The sequence below is a fragment of the Staphylococcus pasteuri genome, assembly GCF_030547725.1.
GTDB classification, from domain to species: Bacteria; Bacillota; Bacilli; order Staphylococcales; family Staphylococcaceae; genus Staphylococcus; species Staphylococcus pasteuri.
Genome location: NZ_JAUOQO010000001.1, coordinates 58,671 through 84,566 on the forward strand (window position 1 = coordinate 58,671; position 25,896 = coordinate 84,566).

General features: G+C 31.8%; 23 protein-coding genes and 2 pseudogenes. 5 read left to right on the plus strand and 20 right to left on the minus strand.

Annotated features, from left to right (window positions below; translation table 11 throughout):
* Positions 1–13 precede the first annotated feature (13 nt).
* The 8 genes from narI to Q4528_RS00305 form a co-directional block, all read right to left on the minus strand.
* Positions 14–691: a respiratory nitrate reductase subunit gamma gene (gene narI / locus Q4528_RS00270; protein ID WP_017637738.1), complete on the minus strand. Its 678-nt coding sequence runs from the start codon at positions 689–691 to the stop codon at positions 14–16.
* A complete protein-coding gene (gene narJ, locus Q4528_RS00275) occupies positions 684–1,259 on the minus strand; it encodes a nitrate reductase molybdenum cofactor assembly chaperone (protein ID WP_046467070.1) in 576 nt (191 codons plus the stop codon). Before narJ ends, narI begins: the two co-directional genes overlap by 8 nt.
* On the minus strand, positions 1,252–2,805 hold the full coding sequence (gene narH, locus Q4528_RS00280) for a nitrate reductase subunit beta (protein WP_017637736.1): 1,554 nt from the start codon (positions 2,803–2,805) through the stop codon (positions 1,252–1,254). The genes narJ and narH overlap by 8 nt, the downstream gene beginning before the upstream one ends.
* The gene (locus Q4528_RS00285; RefSeq protein WP_017637735.1) at positions 2,795–6,478 is read right to left on the minus strand and encodes a nitrate reductase subunit alpha; all 3,684 of its coding nucleotides are present in this window, start codon (positions 6,476–6,478) and stop codon (positions 2,795–2,797) included. Before Q4528_RS00285 ends, narH begins: the two co-directional genes overlap by 11 nt.
* Positions 6,479–6,771: 293 nt before the next feature.
* Positions 6,772–7,704: a uroporphyrinogen-III C-methyltransferase gene (gene cobA / locus Q4528_RS00290; RefSeq protein ID WP_046467069.1), complete on the minus strand. Its 933-nt coding sequence runs from the start codon at positions 7,702–7,704 to the stop codon at positions 6,772–6,774.
* On the minus strand, positions 7,695–8,009 hold the full coding sequence (gene nirD / locus Q4528_RS00295) for a nitrite reductase small subunit NirD (protein ID WP_046467068.1): 315 nt from the start codon (positions 8,007–8,009) through the stop codon (positions 7,695–7,697). The genes cobA and nirD overlap by 10 nt, the downstream gene beginning before the upstream one ends.
* A gap of 2 nt (positions 8,010–8,011) precedes the next feature.
* Positions 8,012–10,417, minus strand: a complete 2,406-nt coding sequence (gene nirB / locus Q4528_RS00300; RefSeq protein WP_017637732.1) for a nitrite reductase large subunit NirB — start codon at positions 10,415–10,417, stop codon at positions 8,012–8,014.
* Between the two features lie 70 nt (positions 10,418–10,487).
* Positions 10,488–11,207, minus strand: coding sequence for a sirohydrochlorin chelatase (locus Q4528_RS00305; protein WP_072291824.1), 720 nt, complete (start codon positions 11,205–11,207; stop codon positions 10,488–10,490).
* 303 nt (positions 11,208–11,510) lie between these two features.
* Between Q4528_RS00305 and nikA the strand changes: the two genes are divergently transcribed.
* Both nikA and Q4528_RS00315 read left to right on the plus strand, forming a co-directional pair.
* Positions 11,511–12,989, plus strand: a complete 1,479-nt coding sequence (gene nikA / locus Q4528_RS00310; protein WP_272900874.1) for a nickel ABC transporter substrate-binding protein — start codon at positions 11,511–11,513, stop codon at positions 12,987–12,989.
* A gap of 282 nt (positions 12,990–13,271) precedes the next feature.
* Positions 13,272–13,649: pseudogene (locus Q4528_RS00315) on the plus strand (transposase); the annotation flags it as partial.
* A gap of 32 nt (positions 13,650–13,681) precedes the next feature.
* Here the strand turns inward: Q4528_RS00315 and Q4528_RS00320 are convergent.
* The 7 genes and pseudogenes from Q4528_RS00320 to Q4528_RS00350 all read right to left on the minus strand — a co-directional run bounded on the left by Q4528_RS00320 (position 13,682) and on the right by Q4528_RS00350 (position 18,456).
* Entirely contained in the window at positions 13,682–14,218 is a 537-nt protein-coding gene (locus Q4528_RS00320) for a GNAT family N-acetyltransferase (protein WP_046467064.1), read from the minus strand.
* Between the two features lie 153 nt (positions 14,219–14,371).
* Positions 14,372–15,190 carry a formate/nitrite transporter family protein gene (locus Q4528_RS00325; protein WP_046467063.1) on the minus strand — a complete coding sequence of 273 codons (819 nt, stop codon included), beginning with the start codon at positions 15,188–15,190 and terminating at the stop codon, positions 14,372–14,374.
* Between the two features lie 206 nt (positions 15,191–15,396).
* Positions 15,397–15,582 (minus strand): hypothetical protein, encoded by a 186-nt coding sequence (locus Q4528_RS00330; RefSeq protein ID WP_017637726.1) that lies wholly within the window; start codon positions 15,580–15,582, stop codon positions 15,397–15,399.
* 84 nt (positions 15,583–15,666) lie between these two features.
* Positions 15,667–16,137: an SRPBCC family protein gene (locus Q4528_RS00335; protein WP_046467062.1), complete on the minus strand. Its 471-nt coding sequence runs from the start codon at positions 16,135–16,137 to the stop codon at positions 15,667–15,669.
* 153 nt (positions 16,138–16,290) lie between these two features.
* Positions 16,291–17,280: pseudogene (locus tag Q4528_RS00340) on the minus strand (metal ABC transporter solute-binding protein, Zn/Mn family); the annotation flags it as partial.
* A 194-nt stretch (positions 17,281–17,474) separates the two neighbouring features.
* Complete coding sequence (locus Q4528_RS00345) at positions 17,475–18,074, minus strand: DsbA family protein (RefSeq protein WP_017637723.1); 600 nt, start codon at positions 18,072–18,074, stop codon at positions 17,475–17,477.
* 22 nt (positions 18,075–18,096) lie between these two features.
* Positions 18,097–18,456, minus strand: coding sequence for a DUF4467 domain-containing protein (locus Q4528_RS00350; protein WP_046467060.1), 360 nt, complete (start codon positions 18,454–18,456; stop codon positions 18,097–18,099).
* Between the two features lie 290 nt (positions 18,457–18,746).
* On the opposite strand from Q4528_RS00350, the gene Q4528_RS00355 reads away from it, so the two are divergent.
* Positions 18,747–19,994 carry an aminoacyltransferase gene (locus Q4528_RS00355; protein ID WP_046467059.1) on the plus strand — a complete coding sequence of 416 codons (1,248 nt, stop codon included), beginning with the start codon at positions 18,747–18,749 and terminating at the stop codon, positions 19,992–19,994.
* 73 nt (positions 19,995–20,067) lie between these two features.
* Here the strand turns inward: Q4528_RS00355 and Q4528_RS00360 are convergent, their stop codons facing one another.
* The 4 genes from Q4528_RS00360 to Q4528_RS00375 all read right to left on the minus strand — a co-directional run bounded on the left by Q4528_RS00360 (position 20,068) and on the right by Q4528_RS00375 (position 23,827).
* Positions 20,068–20,793: an amino acid ABC transporter ATP-binding protein gene (locus tag Q4528_RS00360; RefSeq protein ID WP_017637720.1), complete on the minus strand. Its 726-nt coding sequence runs from the start codon at positions 20,791–20,793 to the stop codon at positions 20,068–20,070.
* Complete coding sequence (locus Q4528_RS00365; protein ID WP_017637719.1) at positions 20,790–21,509, minus strand: amino acid ABC transporter permease; 720 nt, start codon at positions 21,507–21,509, stop codon at positions 20,790–20,792. The genes Q4528_RS00360 and Q4528_RS00365 overlap by 4 nt, the downstream gene beginning before the upstream one ends.
* Positions 21,490–22,272, minus strand: a complete 783-nt coding sequence (locus Q4528_RS00370; protein ID WP_017637718.1) for a transporter substrate-binding domain-containing protein — start codon at positions 22,270–22,272, stop codon at positions 21,490–21,492. The genes Q4528_RS00365 and Q4528_RS00370 overlap by 20 nt, the downstream gene beginning before the upstream one ends.
* Positions 22,273–22,390: 118 nt before the next feature.
* On the minus strand, positions 22,391–23,827 hold the full coding sequence (locus Q4528_RS00375; RefSeq protein ID WP_017637717.1) for an MDR family MFS transporter: 1,437 nt from the start codon (positions 23,825–23,827) through the stop codon (positions 22,391–22,393).
* 169 nt (positions 23,828–23,996) lie between these two features.
* On the opposite strand from Q4528_RS00375, the gene Q4528_RS00380 reads away from it, so the two are divergent.
* Complete coding sequence (locus Q4528_RS00380; protein WP_017637716.1) at positions 23,997–24,101, plus strand: putative metal homeostasis protein; 105 nt, start codon at positions 23,997–23,999, stop codon at positions 24,099–24,101.
* Between the two features lie 159 nt (positions 24,102–24,260).
* On the opposite strand, the gene Q4528_RS00385 is transcribed toward Q4528_RS00380, so the two are convergent.
* Entirely contained in the window at positions 24,261–24,947 is a 687-nt protein-coding gene (locus Q4528_RS00385) for a 2,3-diphosphoglycerate-dependent phosphoglycerate mutase (protein ID WP_017637715.1), read from the minus strand.
* 406 nt (positions 24,948–25,353) lie between these two features.
* Here Q4528_RS00385 and Q4528_RS00390 point away from each other — a divergent pair, with 406 nt between their 5' ends.
* Positions 25,354–25,863 (plus strand): aggregation-promoting factor C-terminal-like domain-containing protein, encoded by a 510-nt coding sequence (locus Q4528_RS00390; RefSeq protein WP_046467057.1) that lies wholly within the window; start codon positions 25,354–25,356, stop codon positions 25,861–25,863.
* Positions 25,864–25,896: the final 33 nt, after the last annotated feature.

Here is a 25,896-nt window from a genome sequence, read left to right on the forward strand (position 1 = left end):
CACCTTTGGATCATTACAATTTATTTTTTCGATATATAATATATCTTCTATTAGTATAAGATAACGGTACACTCCATACATGAACTAAACGTGTAAACGGCCAACATGCTAATATTGTGAATCCTAATAATACATGAATTTTAAATTGAAGTGGTACCTCTAACATTAATTCAGCATGAGGTCTAAATAAAAATAACTGTCTAAACCACACTGAAATTGTTTCACGATAGTTAAATCCTTCATTTGTTATATTAGTAACAAGCGTTGAGTAACATCCCATAAAAATAATTAAAAGTAATAAAAAATTCACGAAGATATCAGAAAATGAACTCAAGCGTCTTACATTTTCAAATGTTATACGTCTTGCTGTTAACAATAACATACCAATCAATGTCATTATACCAAAAATGCTTCCTATATAAACGGCACCAAAATGATAAATTCCTTCAGTAACACCTAATGCTTCTGTCCATGATTCCGGTATTGCCAAACCAACAACATGACCAAAAAACACAGGAATAACTCCTAAATGAAATAATAGACTTCCCCATTTAAGTTGTTTCTTTTCAATTAATTCACTAGACTTGGCTGTCCAAGAAAATTGATCATATTTATATCTTGCAATATGTCCTATAATAAAAATCATCAAACATAAGTAGGGATAAATGACCCACAAAAATTGACTAATCATGTTGCGTCACTCCTTCTGGTGACTTTAGATATAATTTTAATGTCTTACGTAATGCTTGGATAACATATCCATAAGGATGATTATGTTTACCAAGCTCATTTGCCAATGCATACGTACCGTCTTCAATAATCATAATTACAAGTTGAATATTTTCTTCCGCTCTATCATCGCCATACCATTCGATAGTTTGTAGAAATTCTAACATTAACGGTAGATAATCAGATAATTCATTATCTACCATTTTTAATCCAAACATTTCGTATAATACTTTAAGTTTGGCTAACATTTGTCCTCGTTCTTTTTGAGTTTCAAATTTGTTATATGTCATATATAATGGAGAATTTTTACTGAAATCAAACGTATCAGTATAAATTTGTTTTGCTTCAGACAAAGTATAATTCATCATAACTTCTCTAAAATTAACAATATCTTGATAACCAGGGTGTTGTGAAGTAATGGATTCATTAAACACATTTTCATTAAATGTTAATTTTTCTGGAAAGCTTAATAACATTGCTATATAACCAAAACTATCTTGATATTTTTTTAAATTATCGAAATTAATCACGGAATATCCCTCCATAAAAGTTTTCGTTATATATTTCTTGGCCTGTTTTTCCAGAGCCAACTGCAACGCCGCATCCTTCACAATTTGCACCGAAGTTCTCTCCACCATATCCTTGAGATCCTTGAGCATGATAAGTATCTAAATATGTTTCTTTATGTGATGTTGGTATTACAAAGCGTTCTTCATATTTTGCTAAACCTAATAATCGATACATATCAGAAACTTGTCTTTCGGTAAGATCTAAAGCATCTAACTTTTTAACATCAAATGGTCTATTAGTCACTTTAGCTCTCATATAGCTACGCATCATTGCCATTTTTTGTAATGATTTTTTCACTGGTTCAGTATCTCCAGCAGTAAACATATTAGCTAAATATTCGATAGGTAATCTCATTTCTTCAATTGCTGGGAAAATCATGTCTGGATCTTGTTGTGTATTTTTACCTTCGAAATAACTCATGATTGGGCTTAATGGTGGACAATACCAAACCATTGGTAAAGTACGATATTCTGGATGTAATGGGAATGCTAATTTATATTCAATAGCCAATTTATATATTGGTGATTGTTGTGCCGCTTCAATCCATTCGTGGTTGATACCATCTTTTTCAGCTTGAGCAATAACATCTTCGTCATATGGATCTAAAAATAATTCTAATTGTTTTTCATATAAGTCTTGTTCGTTTTCAGTTGATGCGATTTCTTCAACGCGATCAGCATCATATAAAAGTACTCCTAAATATCTCATACGACCTGTACATGTTTCTGAACATACAGTAGGCATACCTGCTTCAATTCTTGGGAAACAAAATGTACATTTTTCTGCTTTATTTGTTTTCCAGTTGAAGTAAACTTTTTTATAAGGGCAACCAGTCATGCAATATCTCCAACCTCTGCATGCATCTTGGTCAACCAATACAATACCATCTTCATCTCTTTTATACATTGCACCTGAAGGACATGATGCTACGCAACTTGGGTTTAAGCAATGTTCGCAAAGTCTAGGTAAATACATCATAAATGTTTCATCAAATTGGAATTTAATATCTTCTTCAATTTTTTGGATGTTAGGGTCTTTAGGGCCTGTAACATTAGCACCTGCTAAATCATCTTCCCAGTTAGGTCCCCATTCAATATCCATATTTTTCCCAGAAATAACGGAATACGCTCTTGCTACAGGTGAATGGTTACCTTGTTTAGCTGAAGTTAAATGTTCATAGTTATAATTCCATGGTTCATAATAGTCTTGTATTAAAGGCATATCTGGGTTATAAAAGATTTTACCTAAAGCAATCTTAGACCATTTACTACCTGATTTAAGTTGTAATTTTCCTTTTTTATTTAAAACCCAACCACCTTTGTAATGTTCTTGGTCTTCCCATCGTTTCGGATATCCTGTACCTGGTTTAGTTTCAACGTTGTTAAACCACATATACTCAGCACCTGGTCTATTTGTCCATGTGTTTTTACATGTAACACTACAAGTATGACATCCTATACATTTATCTAAATTCAACACCATTGCGATTTGCGCTTTAATCTTCAAGCCAATTGACCTCCTTCATTTTTCTAACTGCAACGTAAACATCTCTTTGATTTCCTATCGGACCGTAGTAGTTAAAATGATAGCTAATTTGAGCATATCCGCCGACTAATTGTGTCGGTTTCAAATGTATTCTAGTTGGTGCGTTATGTGAACCACCTCTTGTATCTGTAATTTCAGATCCAGGTGTTTGAATATGTTTATCTTGAGCATGATACATAAACATTGTTCCTTGAGGCATTCTGTGAGAAATAACCGCTCTAGCAGTAACAACACCGTTTCGGTTGTAAACTTCTAACCAATCATTATCTTTAATATCATGTGCCTCAGCATCTACATTCGAAATCCAAACATTTGGACCACCTCTGAATAATGTCAACATATGTTTATTATCTTGATACATTGAATGAATATTCCATTTACCATGTGGTGTAAGGTAACGTAATACTAATGCATCCGTGCCGCCTTTAATTTTTTTATCTCTTGTACCAAATACCATTGGCGGTAAAGTAGGTTTATATATTGGTAGACTTTCACCAAATTGTTGGAACACTTCATGGTCTAAATAATAACTTTGTCGTCCAGTTAATGTTCTAAATGGTACTAAACGTTCAATATTAGTTGTAAATGGAGAATAACGTCTTCCATTTTTATTTGAACCTGGAAATACCGCTGTTGGTATAACTTCTCTAGGTTGCGATGTAATATTTAAAAATGTAATTTTTTCAGAAGCTCTTTCACTAGATATATCTGCTAATTTCATACCTGTTTGTTGTTCTAAATCTTGGTAAGATTTTTGAGATAATTTCCCATTAGTAGCTGATGAAATATTTAGCATGGCATCTGCAACATTTCGTGCTGAATGAATACGTGGTTTATCATTTTTAATTGAGTCTGGATCGGTATCATTCCATGTACCTAACATACTTTTAAGTTCTTCATATTGATCTTTAACGCTAAAGCTAACTCCATGTGCGCCTATTTTACCTGTCTCAAGTTTAGGTCCTACTGTAACGTATTTATCATAGATTAGTGTGTAATCTCTTTCTACGATTGAAAAGCTAGGCATTGTTTGACCAGGAATCGGATCAATTTCACCTTTAGACCAATCTTTTACAATTCCGAGTGGCGTACCTATTTCTTGTTTTGAGTCATGACCTAATGGTGATGTAACCACATCTTTAAATGTACCTGGAAGATAATCTTTAGCCATTTCAGATACTGCTTTAGCTAATGTTTTATAAATATCCCAATCTGAACGTGATTCCCATAATGGATCAATAGCCGGATTAAATGGATGAACATATGGATGCATGTCTGTTGATGATAAATCGTGTTTTTCGTACCAAGTTGCTGCCGGTAAAACAATGTCAGAATATAATGGCGTTGCTGTCATTCTAAAGTCGAGTGATACTAATAAATCTAATTTTCCTGTTGTTTCTTCTCTCCATTTGATTTCTTCAGGTTTGTCATCTTCGTTTGGTGAAGCTAATAAACCTGATTTAGTACCTAATAAATGTTTCATGAAATATTCTTGTCCTTTAGCAGAACTTGATATTAAATTTGAGCGCCAAACAAACAATGTTTTAGGATGATTTTTTCTTAAATCTGGATCTTCTACTGCAAATTTAGTTTTCTTAGATGTCACTTCATCTATAGCGCGTTTAAGAATTGCTTCATTTGAATTGTCACCATTTTCTTTAGCTTCTTCACCAAATAACAAACTATTTTTGTCAAATTGAGGATATGATGGTAACCAACCTAATTTTGCTGCTGTCACATTATAATCAGCAGGATGTTTATGTTTAATATTTTTAGCTAAAGGTGATTTTAATTTATCTACATCTGATTCTTCGTATTTCCATTGATCAGTAGCAAAGTAAAACCAACTAGTTCCATTTTGTAAACGTGGTGGTCCTTGCCAGTCTTTTGCAAATGCAAGTGTATTCCAGCCTTCTATTGGGCGACATTTTTCTTGACCAACGTAGTGAGCCCATCCTCCTCCGTTAACGCCTTGGCAACCACATAACATAACTAAATTGAGTATTGCACGATAAATAGTATCTGAATTGAACCAATGGTTTACGCCAGCGCCCATAATAATCATTGAACGACCTTCAGTATCAATAGCATTTTGTGCAAATTCTTTAGCTACTTGAGTGACTAAATTACTTTTAATACCTGTTATTTCTTGTTGCCATGCTGGAGTATATTTAGAATCTTTATCTTCATAACTATCTGCTTCTAAATCATGGTTAAATCGACGTACGCCATATTGACTTGCCATTAAATCAAATACTGTTGTGATATATGTTTCTGTTCCGTCAGCTAAAGTGACTTTTTTAGTAGGAATAGGTCTTTCAAATATTCCATCACCATTACTATCAAAATATGGAAATTGAATTTGCTGTAATTCATATTCACTATCAGCCATGGATAATGAAGGATCTATTTTGTTTCCTTCATCATCTTCTAATTTAAGATTCCATTGTTTGCCTTCTTCCCATCTTTGTCCCATTGTGCCGTTAGGTACTGTTAACTCATTTGAAATTTCATCAAAAATTAATGGTTTCCATTCCCCATTTTCAGTTTGTTGACCTAAATCAGTAGCTCTTAAAAATCTGCCTGCTTTAAATCCATTTTCATCTTTATCTAACATCAATACGAAAGGCATATCAGTGTATTGTTTAGCGTAATCGATGAAACGTTGGTTTGGTTTGTTTATATAATATTCTTGTAAAATGACGTGTGTCATTGCTTGCGCCACTGCTGCATCTGTACCAGGATTAGGCGCTAACCAATTGTCCGCAAATTTAACGTTCTCTGCATAATCTGGTGCTACAGAAATAACTTTAGTACCTTTATATCTAACTTCTGTCATAAAGTGAGCGTCCGGTGTACGTGTTAAAGGTACATTTGAGCCCCACATAATAATATATGATGCGTTATACCAATCACTTGATTCAGGTACATCAGTTTGTTCTCCCCAAATCTGTGGAGAAGCAGGTGGTAAATCTGCATACCAATCATAAAAGCTAAGCATTTCGCCGCCGAGTAAATTAATAAAACGTGCACCTGCAGCGTAACTCACCATTGACATTGCAGGTATAGGCGTAAATCCTGCAATTCTATCAGGTCCATCTTTTTTTATTGTGTATAATAATTGAGCTGCTATGATATCAGTAACATCTTTCCAATTAGATCTTACATGGCCACCCATACCTCTTGCAGATTTATACTGTTTAGCTTTTTCTTCATCTTCAACAATAGATGCCCATGCCGCAATTTTATTACCTTGATTTTCTTCTAGTGCTTCTTGCCAGAGTTCTAATAATTTTCCTCTTATATATGGATATTTAACTCTTAAAGGACTATATTCGTACCATGAGAATGATGCTCCTCTTGGGCAACCTCTAGGTTCGTATTCTGGCATATCAGGACCACAGCTTGGATAGTCTGTTTGTTGGTTTTCCCATGTAATAACACCATTTTTAACAAAAACTTTCCATGAACATGATCCAGTACAGTTAACACCATGTGTAGTTCTAACTTCTTTATCATGGCTCCAACGTTCTCGATACATTTTCTCCCATTCTCTGCTTTTACTTTCTAATACTGACCAGTTCCCGTTAAATTTTTCTGTTGGTTTAAAAAAATTCAATCCAAATTTCCCCATATATATCCTCCTACACTAGCAAAGTGATTATCTATGTCCGTTAATTAATTTCGCTACTTTTTCTTATATTCAAATTGTATATTTTTTCACAAACTTTTTATATTAGGGAAAGTCCTAATTGAAGGTATAAATCCCCTATGATTTTTTATAATCTTTCAATATTCTTTTTAATAAAAAAAGACCACCTCTTATTGGTGGCCATACTGAAGTCTAAGACAAAGATATAATGTACTCTCTTTTTATTATTGAGTTAGTCATATTTAGGGCTAGCTCCTAAAGGAACAATATAGAATCTAGACTTTAATAAATTGATGATGATATTGATTTTTGATTTTTTCATATAATTGTTGTTGTGAAATATGGTATTTGTCATTATTTTTCACTTCAATTATGCAACCATATCCTTCATCACTTAATATTTCGCATTTTTCCATTGCTCTTCCTTTTTCCCCTTGGACAATGTAAAAAGGTTGATCCGGTTTACTATCAATTTTAGATTCCACATAGTTAACGATATCTCCAATAATACAAACGCCTGGCATACCTTCAAGTTGATGAGATTTTATCTTTTGTTGAATATCGCTTAATGTTCCAATGATTACTTTTTCATCAAATAAGGAAGCTCGGAAAATAATAGCGATTGGAAAATTGATATCACTGAATTGTTGTATCTGATTTATTATTTTCGGAAGTCGTTTCACTCCCATATATATTGCTAATGTACCTTTATTAAGGAGCGGAGTAATATCCAACTGATTTTCTTGATTATCTTTAAAATGACCTGTTGAAAAAGTTACGTTTTTCGCTAAACTTCTCATCGTCAACCCAATATTCATGGATTGTGCAGCAGCACTTGCAGAAGTTACTCCTGGAACTATTTCAAAATTGATATCTAAATCACTTAGTGTCTCAACTTCTTCATGTAAACGTCCAAATATCGCTGGATCTCCGCCCTTAAGCCTTACAACATGATTGTGTTCTGAAGCTGCCTTAACCATGAGTTGATTAATATTATCTTGTTGAATATGTTTGGTATAAGGTTTCTTTCCTACATCTACAATTTCTATTTCAGGTTTAGCATACTGTAAGATTAATGGATTTACCAATCTGTCATATAGAATAATATCTGCATTTTCTATAAGACGTTGTGCTTTCTTAGTTAGAAAATTAGGATTACCTGGTCCAGCACCTACTAAATATACTTGACCATAGTTACTTACAGACATATGAATATATCTCCATCGATAATTTCCACAGGATAAGTTTCTACACAACCGGTATCTGGTTCTTGCACATTACCAGTAGTTAAGTCTATTTTTTGGTTATGTAATGGACAATAAACAAAATCTCCACTTACTGTGCCTTCTGATAATGGTCCTTGTTTATGTGGACATACATTATTCACTGCAAAAATTTTACCTTCATTCGTTAAAAACAAACCAATTTCTTTATCTTTTACAATTACTTTTTTTCCAATGAGTGGTGTTAATTCATTCAAATTAGAAACTTTAATCTTTTCCATACTTTTCATAACTATACCCTCTCAACTTCAAAGATTTTTTGTGATGCTTTGTCATTTGCTATTGCTTGCCATGGTTCTTCTTTAATTGCTTGTTTAGCATCCATCACTCTATCGAATAAAGCTTGTTGGCGTTCAGGGTCCAATAAAACTTCTTTTACATTTTCAAATCCAAGACGTTCTAACCAAGGCGCTGTTCTTTCAGCATATATACCAGTTTCACGATAATATTGCATTAACGCACCGCACATACGTATTACGTCATCTTCGGTTTCTACCGTAGTTAAGAACTGTCCTTTTGTTACTTCAGTTCCTCCATTGCCACCAATATATAATTGGTATCCATTTTCAACAGAAATGACACCAAAGTCTTTCACACCAGATTCTACACAACTTCTAGGACATCCTGATACGCCCATTTTAAATTTATGAGGTGTATCAATATATTCAAAGGTTTTCTCTAATCTGATACCTAATCGTGTTGTATATTGCGTTCCAAAGCGACAAAATTCTTTACCAACACAACTTTTAACGGATCTTGTTTTTTTACCATATGCTGAAGCAGAACGCATACCTAAATCTTTCCATACTTGTGGGAGTTCATCTTTTTTCAATCCATATAACCCAACACGTTGTGATCCTGTTACTTTTACAAGAGGTACATCATATTTTTTAGCAACTTCACCAAGTCTAATTAATTGATCTGCGTCTGTCACACCGCCACGCATTTGAGGTATTACAGAGAAAGTACCATCATTTTGAATATTTGCATGATATCTTTCATTTGCAAAACGTGATTCTTTTTCATCTTTATGTTCATATGGATATACCATATTCAAATAGTAATTAATAGCTGGACGACATTTAGGACATCCATTTTTATCTTTGAAATCAAGGACATGTCTAACTTCTTTTGATGTTTTTAAACCTTTTGCTCTAATTTGAGTTACAATTTGATCACGTGTTAAATCTGTACATGCACATATTCCTGAAGGTTTAGCGGCAACAAAATCATCACCTAAAGCATATTGTAAGATTTCTCCTATTTGACCTTTACATTTACCACATGAATTACCTGCTTTTGTTGCTTTAGTTACTTCATCTACAGAAGTTAGTCCGTTCTCTTTAATAGCTTTGACAATAGTGCCTTTGTCTACACCATTACATCCACATATTGTTTCATCATCAGCCATATCTTCTATAGAGTTACTAGCTTCCTCTCCACCTTTAGTTAGTAATGAAACTAATGTATAATCTTCAATTGATTCATGTTTTTTCATCATATTGTAAAATCGTGAACCATCATCTGTATTTCCATATAGTACTGCACCAACGACTTCGCCATCTTTTAGAAATACTTTTTTATAGTTATTATCTACACTATTAAAAATTTCAATGCCTTTAATTTCAGGTGATTCAACTATTTGACCGGCGCTGTATAAATCACAACCAGATACTTTTAATGACGTAAATGTTGTTGAACCTTTGTAACCTTCTGTGTCATTATCAGTTAAATAGTCAGCAAGCACTTTACCTTGTTCATATAATGGTGCAACTAATCCATAAACTTTACCTTGGTGTTCAGCACATTCTCCTACAGCATATATATTAGGGTCGCTCGTTTGCATCATATCATTAACTACAATACCTCTATTTACTTCTAAATCACTTTGTTTAGCTAATTCAGTATATGGTCTTATTCCAACAGCCATAACGACTAAATCCGCTTCTAAAACACGTCCATCAGCTAAACGTACAGCTTCAACATCTTCTTCACCTAAAATTTCTTTTGTATTAGCTTGTAGTTCAAAATTCATTCCTTGCTTTTCTAAGTCAGCTTTTAACATTTGTCCAGCTTTCGCGTCTAGTTGCATTTCCATAAGCCATTCAGCTAAATGAATTACCGTTACTTCCATACCTTGGTCCAGTAAACCTCTCGCACATTCTAAACCTAAAAGGCCCCCACCAATAACAATTGCATGTTTTTTAGATTTAGCAATTTCCATCATGCGTTTAGTATCATCAATCGTTCTCCATCCAATGACACTTGGAAAATCAGAACCTTGGATTGGTAAAACAAATGCTTTAGATCCAGTTGCAAATATACATTGATCATAATCAACTTCGATGCCACTCTCTGTCATAACTTTTTGATTATTACGATCTATTTTAATAGCTGGGTCATTATTAATGAGTTGGATATTATGCTCATCATACCAATCATATGAGTTCATTATCGTCTCTTCTACTGACATTTTATTTTGTAAAATATTGGATAACATTATTCGGTTGTAGTTTGGATATGGTTCCTTACCGATAATAGTAATATCAAAACGTTCATCGTCTCTTTCAAGAATCTCTTCAATCGTTCTCAAACCTGCCATACCATTTCCTATCATCACTAATTTCTTTTTAGCCATAAATATGCCCCTTTATCACTTGTGAATAGTTTTTATTAAAGGATTGGATAATTAGGCACATAGATTTTTCTTATACATATAATGCTTCGAATCGTTCTCTAATAATTAATTTAAGTGAACCATCAAAGTTAATTGAAGGTGTGATGTGTAGATTGCAGTGAATAGGCATCTCATCAATCACTCCTTTCACTTTGTTGACTAATCTGCCGTCAAAAAAGAACAAAGGCACTATAATAAGTTCATCATATTGTTTTGATATTTCTTCTAAGTCATTTCTAAATGTTAGTGCACCGTACAATGTGCGTGCATACACAGGTTGTTTCGAATCAACTGCTTCTACAAAGTCTATAAGTTCATCATGAGCCTTTGTAAATCGACCACTACCATTACCATGTGCGATAATAACAACCGCTGCGTTAGAATCATCGGATAATTTAACATCATCAATTCTTCTTTCAACTAATGCTTTCATATATGGATGTGTTCCTAACGGTTCACTAATATGACTAGAGATATTCGGATACTTATTTTGCATTTTCATTAAAATATCTGGAATATCACTCATATAGTGCATTGCACTGAAAATAAGTAATGGTACAATTCTAAATTCTTTAATACCTTGATGAACCATTCTTTCCATCGTTAATTCTAAACTTTGTGTATCACTCTCTAAAAATGCTAATTCATAATGGTAGTCTTCGTCTTTCAATAAAGTTGCAATAAATTCTGCTAAGGCCTTATTCTGATTTCCTTTTCTCATACCATGCGCCACTAAAATATTGCCTACCATAAAAACCAATCCTTTCACCTTGAATTGTAAACTAATTCTATGTATTTTTGTGATTATTTTCACATTTTAAGGAAAAATTAGGGAATCCCCTTATATAACAAGTATTATTTATATAGGTATTTGGGTCTTATAAAAAGCTATGAATAAAGATTTATTTTACATGAAATAAGATATATAATTGAATAGTTGGTTGTTAATATATTACACAAGTAATCACTATTCTAAATGAATAGTCATATACATAATGATTCGCACCTAATTTTTAATTAACAACTTAATCTATTTTCACATTAGAGAGGAGATATGTTCGTGAAAAGATTTACCTTTTTAATTATTATTGTATCTTTTATTTTAGCGAGCTGTAGTAATAATAACGCTTCTAAAAAGGATACTTTAAATGTTGAGATACCGTTAAAAACAACATCTATTGCGCCTTATGAAACTGACGTACCTGTCAAAGTTGGAGCATTAGAATCTTTATTTAAAATGTCTAAAGACGGTAAAGTGAAACCTTTGTTAGTGAAATCATACAAACAAAAATCTAATGACACATTAACACTTACACTTAAAGACAACATCAAATTCCAAAATGGTCATAAATTAACTGGTGATGCAGTGAAACGAAGTCTTGAACAAGGTATAGAAAAGAGTGATTTATTAAGAGGTTCATTACCAATAGATAACATTACTGCTAAAGGTCAAAAAGTGACTATCAAAACAAAAGAACCTTATCCTGAATTAAAATCAGAACTTGCTAGTCCATTTGCTGCTATTTATGATACGAAAGCAAAAGAAAAAGTCGCTGATCAACCTGTTGGTACAGGTCCTTATAAAATTGACAATTATAAACGTTCACAAAAAATTGAACTATCAAAATTCAAAGATTATTGGCAAGGTAACCCTAGATTAAGTAAAATTAATGTCACTTATCATGAAGATGGTAACACTCGTGTTAGTCACTTACTATCTGGCAAATCTGACTTAACAACAGACGTACCAATCGATCAAGTCAATGATGTAAAGAAATCTAATAAAGCCAATATCCAAAGCACTTCAGGTTTCCGAACTCATTTATTACTTTATAACCATGACAGTAAAAAAATGAATAAAAATGTTCGTGAGGCCTTTGATTCAGTCATCAATCGTAAAGAAATAGCGAAAACTATTTCAAAAAATTATGCTAAACCGGCATCTGGACCTTTCAATAGTAGGTTGAAAAATATTGATGAAGGTAAAGTTCAACCTCAAGATATTAACAAAGCTAAAAAATTATTGGCTAAAGAAGGATACTCTAAATCTCATCCATTAAAAATAAATATGGTAACTTATGATGGTCGACCAGAATTACCTAAAATTGGACAAGTCATTCAGTCTGAAGCTAAAAAAGCTAATATTGATGTAAAACTTCGAAATGTAGATGATATTGAAGGTTACTTGAAAGATAAAAATGCTTGGGATGCATCGATGTATAGTTATTTAACTGTCCCTAGAGGAGATACTGGTTACTTCTTTAACACTGCTTATTTACCAAAAGGTGCTAACAATAAAGGAAACTATGATAATAAAGAAGTCACTCAACAAATCAAACAACTTAATCAAACATTTAGTCAATCTCAACGTGAACAAATGACTAATAACATTTTGAGAACATCTAACAAAGATATTCCAAATAGTTATATTACTTATAATGATCAAATTGATGGTGTAAGTAAAAATGTTAAAAACTTTAATGTTACACCAGAATCAATCTATTTAATTGATTATAAAGTAGATAAGAAATAAATATTAAAAGAAACTAGGACATAAATCCTAGAAAAATAGCCAGTAAATGAGTTTATCCAAAAAACTCATTTACTGGCTTCTTTATTTATAATACTTCGTATTATCGGCTCGCTTTCTTAGGGGACAGCTTCAGCCTGTAGTCTTCAGCTTGTCCTGTTCCCTCAAGAGTCTCGCCAAAATACATCGTATTTATATGTAATTTTACATCAAAACAATTTTAAAAAATAAGGCCCCTTCGTACAATTTAATAAACATCACTAAACAAACTTAACGAGATACCTTATGTATAAAAATCATAACATGACTCAACTTACACTACTAATGGAAACTTCAGTTCTTATCCCCACAAATGATATGTCACGACATGTTAATAAAATCGTTGAAACTATTCCACATAATGAATTCGATGAATTCAAACATCATCGTGAAACCATATCATATCATCCTAAAATAATGTTGAAAGTCATTTTATATGACTATACACAATTTGTATTTTCTGGTAGTAAAATAGAAAAATTACTTAACGATAGTATACGAATGATGTGGCTTTCACAAAATCAAACGTCTTATACATTTGTATGGAAAAAGAGTTTTCAAAATTATGAATCCAAAATGAATAAAGATTCTAAAGCACTTTATCATGAACTAGTGACAAATCAGTTCGGAACTTATTAGTTCCGAGCTTTTGAATTTTAAAATGGCGGTTGTCCTAATATTTTTTCTTCAAAGCGTTCTGGAATTAAAATTTTTCTCATGATAACACCTAAATCGCCATCGTCATTTTCATGCTTTGCATAAATTTCATAGCCTCTTTTTTCATAAATGCTTAATAGCCACGGATGCAAACGTGCTGACGTACCTAACGTCACCGCTGCTGCTTTTAATGTATCTCTTAAAAAATCTTCTTCTACATATTTCAACAACTGACTTCCATAGCCTAGTCCATCATATTCTGGTTTAGTTGCAAACCACCATACAAACGGATAGCCAGAAATACTTCTAACACTTCCCCACGGATAACGAACCGTAATTGTTGAAATAATTGTATTATCTATTTCTAATACGAAGGTTGTATTATTCTTGATATTATCTTTGACCATTTCAATGCTAGCATTGACTGATGGCCAATCTATACCTAATTCTCTTAAAGGTGTAAAAGCCTCATACATTAATTGGTGAATTTCCTTAGTGTCTTTCTCGTTTGCAATTCTTATATTGACATTACTCATCTTATTCACGTCCCCATTTTTCTCATTTCATGATTTTAAGCGTAAAAAGAAATGAGTATATAGTCAATTAACTTGATTCAGCTTACATTAATTTCTAAAAGAAAGCATAAGTCGTTCAATGTTTATTATGAACGCTTACGCTTTATTATCAATTTATTTTAATTGATTTCTGTGGCCATTTAGATATGCATAGACTAATCCTACAAAAATACCGCCACCAATATAGTTACCAATTAAAGCAAATACGATATTTTTCAAAACACCTAAACCTGATAAGGCATCTATATTAAAAAATAACATCCCTGAAAATAGTCCTGCATTGAAAACAACGTGTTCATATCCCATGAATACAAAAACAACAACGCCACATGCAATAAAGAACGCTTTAGCCAATCCTTCTTTAAATTGCATAGAAACAAATATTCCAATATTAATGAAGAAATTACAGAAAATACCTTTAACTAGAATAGTTAACCATGTGGACGCTTCTGTTTTCTTATGTACTGTTTCAGTTAATGCACTTGTCATTTCTGGTGTCATAATATGTGCATATTTCATTAAGAAAAATAAAATGATGCCCCCAATAATATTGCCAATAAAACAAAATGTAAATATCCAAATCATCTTATTTAAGCGAATCGTTTTGTAATACCAACCTACAGTTAAATACATAAAGTTACTAGTAAGTAATTCTGAATTGGTCAATACGATTAATACTAAGGCTAAACTAAATGCAATAGCACCTAATAAATTAATCAACCCATCAATATGTGTAGATGCAAATTGTGTTTTAATGGCAAGCATAAACACAGTAACAATGGCTAACAAAAAACCAGCCATCATTGATTTTAAAGCATATCTCATAGGTGTTTTATCAGCCATCACTTCTTTCATTTGTGTTTGGCCGACGATTGTTTCTATAATCTCTTTCGTCACATATGTATCCTTAGTGCTTTTACGATTTTCTATCATTTCTATCCTCCATAAATATCTCACTCTTTATTCTAACCACACTTATTATATGTGGAATTAAAGATAAAAAATAGAGGTAAATCTACTAAAAATTAAAGTTTCACTATTATCAATCTACTTTTCATTTTGATAAATAGCAAAAATACTACCTACATCAACAACTATGACGTAGGTAGCTAATATTCTTATATTTAGTAATTAATACATTATTTTGCTTTTCTTTTTAATTTAGCAAAGTAATGTAATCCTGTAGCAAAAATACCATATCCTAATAATGTTCTTAATACAAAGCGTAAATAACGATTAGATATACATTTTGAACTAACAGTTATAGCTGAGACTAAATGTGTTAATGAGTATAATACTAATACAATAAGATATCTTTTCTTCATTTAAAATCTACCTCTTCTTTTGATTTGTTTATACCTATATTATACATCACTCATCCAACACTAAATGGTACAATTCGTTAACAATTATGATTCTAATAATTTTTCTAGTTGATCTAATGTTGAATTCATACCTTGTTCGACACCCATATCAAGCGCTTGTTGAGCAGCATCTTCTGTTGGGAAGACTGACGTCGATGTTACTGTTGTTTGATTGGGTTTTTCTTCGTTAAATTCGATAACAATATGCATACCTGGCATACTTGTATCCTTTTCCCCATCAGGTGTAGCAAAGAAGTCTAAATACTCTATATAATTCGGTTTCTCAACTTTTTTATACTCGGACAAAGTGTAACTTGTCATGCTAGGTGTATGAATTGCGAAAAACGCGTGCCCACCTTCTTCGACATTAAATTCAAATACTTCAGTTGAAGCGCCTGCAGGGTGAAACCATTGCTTAAATAAATCCTCTTGAGTATAGGCATTGAACACTTCATGTATTGTACCTTTAAATGTTCTTGAAAAAATGATTTTATTTTTATCAATGTTAATAGTCATAGTCCATCTCCTAATTCATTATGTTTTAACCAGTTTAATCATAGCAAAATATAGAAATGGTTACTAAAGAATTTATTAATAAAGCACTTCAAAAGTTAAATGCTTGGCTAACTTTTAAAGTGCTTAATATAGGTTTAAGGGGTAAATCTATTAGTGATGATGCTCGTGCTCATCGTCTTTGACTTTAATCTTACTATCTAATGCTTTTTTAATATTTTTAATATTTTCTTTCATTAGGGATTGATAAGATAGTCCATTTTCATTTTGTTGTTCTTTTGTCACTGATTCCATATTATTAAATTTCAATGGTTTAGCATCAGTTTCTTTTCGAATCGTTTCAGTGATTTTATTTGATACATTTTCTTCATATAAAATATATTCCACTTTATTCTTTTTAATTTCTTTTACTATGTTAGTTAAATCTTTTTGAGATGGATCTTCAGCACTCATATTTTGTACACCTACTTGTTTAAATCCATATCTATTAGATAAGTAACCTAAAGATTCATGTGATATAAATACTGCATTACCTTTTTTACCTTTAGTAGCATCTTTCATATTTTTATCAATATTCTCTAAATCTTTATTTAATTTCTTATAGTTCTTTTCATAATATTCTTTATGATCTGGATCTTTTTTCACAAGTTGGTCTTTAATTTCTTTAGCAAATGTTTGGTCCATTTTTGGATCTAACCAAATATGTGGATCATATTTACCATGATGGTGTTCTTCTTCTCCATGATGTTCCTCTTCACCCTCGTGATGATGGTGATCTGCTAATAAATCGTTCTTGCTAATTTTATCTTGTAAAGATAATTTTTTATTATCATTTTTGATTGTTGAAGCTACTTTTTTTGCGACTGGATCTAAATCATCGCCTGTATAGATGAATAAATCTGATTTAGCTGCATTCAACATGTCTTTTTGTGTTGGTTCATAACTATGTAAATCAGCACCTGCTGGATAAATTGATTTTACATCAACATGCTTTCCACCAATTTGTTCTGTAAACGACTTAAGTGGATATACCGTCGTGCTAACTTTGAGCTTATCTCCTTTGTTGTTAACACTATCGTTGCTGCAGGCTGCTAGTGCAAATATCATTAGAGGAATAAGAATTAATAAACTTAGATTTTTTTTCATATCGCTTCTCCTAAATAGTAATTATTACGATTAATGATTATATACCTTCTTTCTTTAAAAAACAAGTACCTGATTATACTTTTATATACTTATTATGTCTTTATGTATATTTAAATTTATTTATTCGAATACTCAATTTATTTTTGAAATTAAAAACTGCTAGCAAAGCAAGAAGCTTTGTTAGCAGTTCAATATCAATTCTCTTTTAAGACTTTATCATATTCTTTGAAATGATATGGATCTTCAATTTTCTTTCCTTTTATAAATACTGTAGGTGCTGTAGAAATATGATGTTCTTTGGTATCTTTTTTATCTTTTAAAGCTGCTTTCCATGATTGACTATTCTTGGTTTTATATTCCTCTTTGATTTTCTCTTTTTGATCTGAGGTAATATTAAGATGATTAATTTGTTGGTCAACCACCTTTTCAGTAATCCACTGTTTCTTTTCATCTTTTTGGTGTTCGAACATTAATTTTTGAAATTCTAAATAAGATTTAGGGGCAATTTGTTGGACAGCATGCCCTGCTCGGGATCCTATAATTGAGTCTTTACCTAAAAATGCCATATTTACATATTTAATTTTAGCTTTATTTTTGTCTAAATAATGGTCTTTAAGTTTAGGCATGACATTTTTCTCTACTTTTTTACAGTAAGGGCATTTAAAGTCACCATAAATGACGATAAGTGGTTTGCCATCTTTTGTTGCCTCGGGTGCTTTTTCTTGTTCTTTACCGCAACCACTAATTAACACAACAATTAAACATGCGCTTATTATTCCTATTAACTTTTTCATTGTTGCTCCTTATAACTAATAGCTAATGCATATTTTCTTCTTTGTAATCAGGATCATTTTGTTGGTAATAACCTTTTGAATTGAAATTTTCTTTATATTTAGCTTTCTTGCCTTTAAATTCATAAGTGTAGTAATGTACTTCTTCATCATCGTTTAAAGGTTTATAAGCCAAAATGACATATTTTCCTTTATCGTACACATAAATGTTAGCATCCTTTTTATCAAAGTGTTTAACTTCGTCGCCAGCATCTCTTTTAGCTATTTTTGATTGTTTCTTTTCTTGTAATTTAACTGCTTTATCAATTTTGTCAGTATACTTACCGCTACTACATCCAACTAATACAAGCGTCAATACTGCAATAACTGCCACTATCTTCTTCAATATATTCACTCCCGATAATATGAATCACTTTATATGAAATCTTATTTTAAATCCGTGTCATCTTTCACTTTAAATTTTATCACAGAATTCATAGCATCACAGTAATAATTAACGTAAAAATAACGTTTTTAAAGGATTTTTTAAATTTAATTAAATACTTAGTATTTGTTATATCGTACAAAAGTATGACGCTATTTTTTATGTTATGATGTGTAATGATTGCAGGAATTTGATAATATGAATATTAACGATTCATTTAATAGTTCTATTTCTAGAGGGGAAGATATATATTGAAATTTGTTAACTTAACATCAGAGGAGTTCGGTAAATTTACAGCCGAACATTTCTCACATTATACACAATCAAGTATCCATTACGATAATCGTAGTGAGATGAAAGGAGACGTCCATCTTGTCGGCGTAAAAGACGATCAAGATGAAGTCATCGCTGCTTGTCTTTTAACAGAAGCACGTACGTTAAAATTCTTTAAATATTTTTATACACACCGAGGACCAGTGATGGACTTCAAAAATTTATCACTTGTTCGTTTCTTCTTTAAATCTTTAACATCATATTTAAAAAAACATAATTGTTTATATGTACTTGTAGACCCATATATTCTTGAAAATGTTAGAAACGCTGACGGTGAAATTTTAACATCTTACGATAACCGTGCATTTGTTAAAACAATGGAAGACCTAGGATATAAACATCAAGGTTATACTGTTGGATATGATTCAATGAGTCAAATTCGTTGGCTTTCTGTATTAGATTTAAAAGATAAAACTGAAGATCAATTGATGAAAGAAATGGATTATCAAACACGTCGTAATATTAAAAAGACTTACGAAATGGGTGTTAAAGTAAGAACGTTACCTATTGAAGAAACAGATACGTTCTTTGATTTGTTCAGAATGGCAGAAGAAAAACACGGTTTCAAATTCCGTGAAAAACCTTATTTCGAAGAGCTACAAAAGACATACGAAGATCAAGCTATGTTGAAACTTGCCTATATTGATTTGCAAGAATATCTCACTACTCTAGAAGATAAACATAAAGAATTATCAAAACAACTTCAAGAAGTAGAAACAGCGTTACAAGAAAATCCTAATTCTAAGAAAAACAAAACGAAACATACTCAAGTTAAACAACAACATGATAGTAATGAAAGAAAAATCAATCAAACAAAAGATGAAATTGCTCAAGAAGGCCAAGTATTGAATTTAGCTGCTGCAATATATATTTATAATGACCATGAAGTGTATTATTTATCAAGTGGCTCTAATCCAAAATATAACCCTTATATGGGTGCATATCGTTTACAATGGGAAATGATTAAATTCGCTAAAGAACATAACATTGATCGCTATAATTTCTATGGTATCACTGGCGACTTTAGTGAAAATGCTGAAGATTTTGGTGTGCAACGCTTTAAAGAAGGCTTCAATGCTGATGTCTATGAATATATTGGCGACTTCATCAAACCTATTAAACCAGTATTCTATCAAGTAAAAGAACTTCTTGAAAAAAGAAAATAGCAAGTTTGTTTCCAACTTAATAACATATAAAAACCCAGTGAAATTAAATTCACTGGGTTTTCTATATCGTCATTTATTGTATTACATTTAAAAAGCGTTTAAGTTCGTCCGTTTTCGGATGATTGAAGATATCTTCTGGGGAACCTTGTTCACCAATTTTACCTTCATGAATAAACACTATTTGATTTGAAACTTCTTTCGCAAATCGCATTTCGTGAGTGACAATAACCATTGTCATACCTTCTTGTGCTAAATCTTTAATAACTTTCAACACGTCATTAACAAGTTCAGGGTCTAATGCTGATGTTGGTTCGTCAAACAACATCACTTTAGGATTCATAGCTAATGCTCTTGCTATCGCTACACGTTGTTGTTGTCCACCAGACAATGCATGTGGTCGTTGATCTTTAACGTGGGTTAAACCAACTTTTTCAAGTAAATCTAACGCTTTATTTTTAGCTTCTGATTTACTTTGCTTTTTAACTGTGACTAAACCTTCCATCACATTTTCTAATGCTGTTTTGTGCGGAAATAGATTATAACTTTGAAATACCATTCCAGATTGTTTTCTAACTTCTATTTGTGACTTTTTATCCTTTTCAGTGTATGTCTTGCCATTTACATAAACTGTTCCTTCAGTAGGAATTTCAAGTGCATTCATCATACGTAAAAGAGTCGTTTTACCTGAACCGGAACGTCCAACTAATGTCACAACTTCGCCCTGATCTACTTTTAAATCAATACCTTTAATCACTTCTGTTTGATTAAATGATTTATGAATATTCGATAATTCAATCATGAGCGATACCCTCTTTCAATGTATGATTCATAAAAACTTTGGATTACAGATATAATGAAACAAATTACCCAATACATTAATGCAACAAGAATATAAATTGTTAAATATTCATAAGTTGTTGAAGCTACTTCTTGAGCTTTACGAAACATTTCAGCCACTAAGATAAATCCTAATAGAGATGTATCTTTAATTAGGCTTAAGAACGTATTACCTAGTGCAGGGATGGAAACTCTTATCGCTTGCGGTAAAATAATACGTTGCACAGTTTGGCGGTAATTCATTCCGATTGAATATGCCGCTTCTGTTTGACCTTTTGGTATAGAAATAATTCCGCCACGAATGATTTCTGATGCATATGCACCTACATTGAGTGACAAACCAATAATTGCTGCTACAACAGGAGCTAATGTCCATTGATTATCAGCATCATTGGTAATTAATCTGCCTAATTCTGGAATACCATAAAATATAATAAATAATTGAACAATCATCGGTGTACCACGAATAATCGATACATAAACTCTTGCTACACCTTTTAAAAATTTACTTGTAGAGATACGCATTAATGCTGTAAATAAGGCAATTATTAAACCTAATACGAATGTAACAAGTGTAATCGGGATAGAATATTTAACTAACCCTTCTAACATTGGTCCAAATGCTTGCTTTGCAGCGTCTAATGCATGAAGTTGCTCACTATTCAGGTTTAGAGACATCTTGACCAAACCATTTCTTACCTATTTTTTTAAGTTCGCCACTCTCTTCGATTTTTTTCAATCCATCGTTGAATTTTTGAACTGTTTTATCATCAACTTTTTTAGAGAAGGCAAATGCTGATTTATTTTTCTCTGCGTCACCTTTGATTGCTTTGATTTTAGCATTAGACTTTTGTTTTTTATAATCTAAATAAGATAGGCTATCATTAAATGTAGCATCTACACGTTTAGATAATAATAAATCCATAGATTGGTTAAAACCATCTACTTTAGTAATTTTAGCACCTTTATCTTTTGCTAATTGACCGTAATTAGAAGTAAATGTTTGTGCTAATTTTTTACCTTTAACATCATTAAAAGATTTAATATTCTTTTCGTTATCACGAACTACTAACACTGCGCTTGAATAAGTATATGGATTAGAGAATTTATATTTTTTCTCTCTATCTTTATTAATACCTACTTGGTTAGCTATAACATCAAAACGACCTGCGTCTAATCCAGCAAACATAGAATCCCATGATGTTTCATTAAATTTTAATTTAAGTCCTTCTTCTTTAGCTACTGCTTTAATAACGTCGATATCATAACCAGTTAATTTGTCTTGTTTATTGTGGAACGAGAATGGTGCATATGTACCTTCTGTACCCACTTTAATCGTATTATCATCTTTACTGCTTGATTTACTGTCTTTACTAGAATTATTACCACATGCTGCTAGTACGAATACTAATGCAACGACACAAAATAATAGTCTTTTCATTAAACATTTCTCCCTTATCCTTATTATTCTAATCGGAATAAAAATATTTTAATCCTTAATGGGTGTGAAGTCAATAACTTGTTTCGTGATTCTTACTGTCATTTCAACTTTCAACCACTTATTTATCATTTGGAGTTTGAGCATTTCTTTTTAACATAAACGAACATAAGAAACTTACTATTGTAATAATAACTGCAAATAAGAATCCAGCATGATAACCATGTAACATTGTATCTATTTTAATTTGACCTAACATTTCACTGCGTTTCATACCATCATAATCACTCATATTAGGCGTATAGTTTTTACTAGCTTGGCTTAAGATTGTAATTAAGACTGCTGTCCCTATTGAGCCGGCAATTTGTTGAGCTGTATTCGTCATAGATGAACCATGTGCATTCATTTCATATGGCAATTGATTCATTGTATGTGTCATGACAGGCATTAAACCAAGCGCAATACCAATCATGCGTATACCATATACCGTTGCCAACATTGTCGAACTTGTATTTTCATCCATCACAACAAAGTAAGTAGTTGTGATGACTACAATTAACATACCTATTAATGCTAAAGGTTTAGCACCAAATTTTTCATAAAGTGATCCTGAAGCAAATGACATAATTGCCATTACAATTGCACCAGGTAATAAAATTAAACCAGAATCTAGAGGCGTACGATTTAGTAAGTTTTGGACAAACATAGGTAAAACAGTTTCTGAACCAATCATTGAAATCATCGTTACTGCCATAATTAAAATACCAATTGCGAATTGTGAATTTTTGAAAACATCAAAGTTTAACAATGGGACCTCGAGTTTTGATTGTCTCCAAATAAATAACACAACTAAAATAACGCCACCAATAATAGTGGTTAATACAATTGGATCGTTCCAGCCATCGTGTGATATAGAACTAGTACCATACAGTAAGCCTCCAAATCCTAAGACAGACAATATGATAGACAATACATCAATTGGGGCCTTAACAATTTGTCCTACATTTTTAACTGTAAATATTGCGATAATAAATACGAGTGCCGCGATAGGCGCAACAACATGGAATAATGATCTCCAGTTAAAATATTCAACTAAATATCCTGATAAAGTGGGACCAATTGCCGGTGCCAAACCAATCACTAAACCAAACATCCCCATATACTTACCGCGTTCATGTGGTTCAAATATATTTAAAATACTAGTCATCATGAGGGGCATCATGATACCTGAACCTAACGCTTGAATAATTCTTGCAATTAATAAAATAGTGAAATTAGGACTAAATCCACCTAATATTGTTCCAATAAAGAATACTAAAATAGCTATTAAGAAGACCTGTCTAGTGGTATATCTTTGAATAAATAAAGCTGATAGTGGAATGACTATGCCGTTCGTTAATAAAAAGGCGGTTGTTAGCCATTGCACTTGTGAATATTGGATATCAAAATCTTTCATAATACTAGGTAGAGCTGTTGTTAATAATGTTTCATTTAGTAAACCAAAAAAGCCACCTAGTAACATCGTAATAATCATTACCAATTTTGCTTTAAGTGTCACGTTAATTCCTCCTTACTTTCCTTTTCAATTATCACAACATTATACATAAGTTATATGCAATATGCATTTTATTAGTTTAGAATTAATATTTTCTTACAAATCGTAATAATTACTATTTACATTTTCGAAACTTTAATTCATAATATTACTACATAAAGGAGGTCATTTTATGAAAACTGATTTACAAACTGCACGCCGTAATTTGAACAGCCCAAATATTAAAACGAGAAAACGTGCTTTAAAAATTATTAAACAACATAAAAAAATAAAATAATTAGACATATCTGTTTTTGCAATGCTCATATATTTAATTTCTAATCATACTAAGCATAAATTTAGATAATAAAATGCTTAAATTCTTATTTAAATTACTCCACAAAAAAGGTCACTTATTGATGCTTTTCAACATCAGTAAGTGACCTAATTTTTTATTTTATAAATAATATTTATCTTTAACTTCTAAATCATCAGTCAATTCGTAAACAAGTGGTGCACCTGTTTTAATTTCATAACCAATAATATCCTCATCAGAAACATTTTCTAAATATTTGATTAATGCTCTAATGGAATTACCATGAGCTGAGACAAGTACAGTATTACCATCTAATAAATGTTGAGATATTTGATCTGTCCAAATAGGCACCACACGTTCTAAAGTATCTTTTAAACTTTCAGAATATGGCATCATACGATGATCTAAATGACGATATCTTCTATTTTTTAGGTATTCATTACGTTGTTCTTCACTTTCTGCTGGTGGCTGTACATCATAAGAACGTCTCCATTGATGAACTTGTTCTTCACCGAATTGCTCTTTAGCATCGTCTTTATTTAACCCTTGTAACGCGCCGTAATGACGTTCATTCAAACGCCAGCTTTTATTAACTGGAATCCATTGTTGTTCAGATTGAGCTAAAATATGTTGTGTTGTTTCAAGTGCTCTAGTTAATAATGAAGTATATGCAACATCTATTTCTAATTGATTTTCTAATACTTTTTTACCTGCTGTAGTTGCTTCTTCAATTCCTTGTTCAGATAATTTCACATCTGCCCAACCAGTAAATAAATTTTTCGCATTCCATTCACTTTGACCGTGACGACATAATATAAGTTTTGGCATAATTTAACACCTTCCTATTTATATAACGAACTAACTTGGATGTTAGTTGATACAATTAATGATTTAAATATAAAATAGATGACATTCATTACTAAATGATGACATGATTCTATTTATATTTTTACTGTATATCTTTATTATAGAACGCACTTGTAGATTTTCAATCAATAACGTTTGCTTTAGCTTTTGTAACTTTTGAAATATTCCTTTTTAAATTTGAAATGCTTGTATTCTAACTAAAATGTGTGTCATTACCTTTTTATATTCATGTAACCTATGCAATACCTATAGATGATATAGTATGAACACACCTTAAGAAATCAACACATTCAAATATGAACAGACACATATCCTTGGGATTATTTTTAAGTCTGATTGAAATCACATACTAAAGGAGTTAACTATTATGAAAAAATCAATATTAGCAATTATCGCTACAGTTTCTATAGGAGCAACAGGTTTAGAAGCGCATCAAGCACATGCGGCTGAAAACAATCAACCTTCACAATGCTCACCTCAACAAAATCAATCGTTTGGTAACCAACAACAAGATAAGTCTTCATCAGTTTCTTCAAATTACCAAACAACTCAAACGTCTACACAAAGCACTAGTTCGGAGAGTAAATCATCAACTAGTGAAGATTCATCATCAAGCAGTGAGTCATCAAGTGATGTCTATAAAGAATTTATAGAAGCAGGTGGCACAAAAGAATTATGGGATAGCGTAGTAATGCCAGAATCTGGCGGTGATCCTGATGCTTCAAACGGACAATATCATGGTTTAGGTCAAACGAACCAATCATGGGGCTATGGTTCTGTAGCTACTCAAACTAAAGGTATGATTAACTACGCAAAAGAACGTTATGGTTCAATTGATGCAGCTATTTCTTTCCGTGAATCAAACGGTTATTGGTAAGATTACTTTATATAAATAATAACAAGCGCCAAA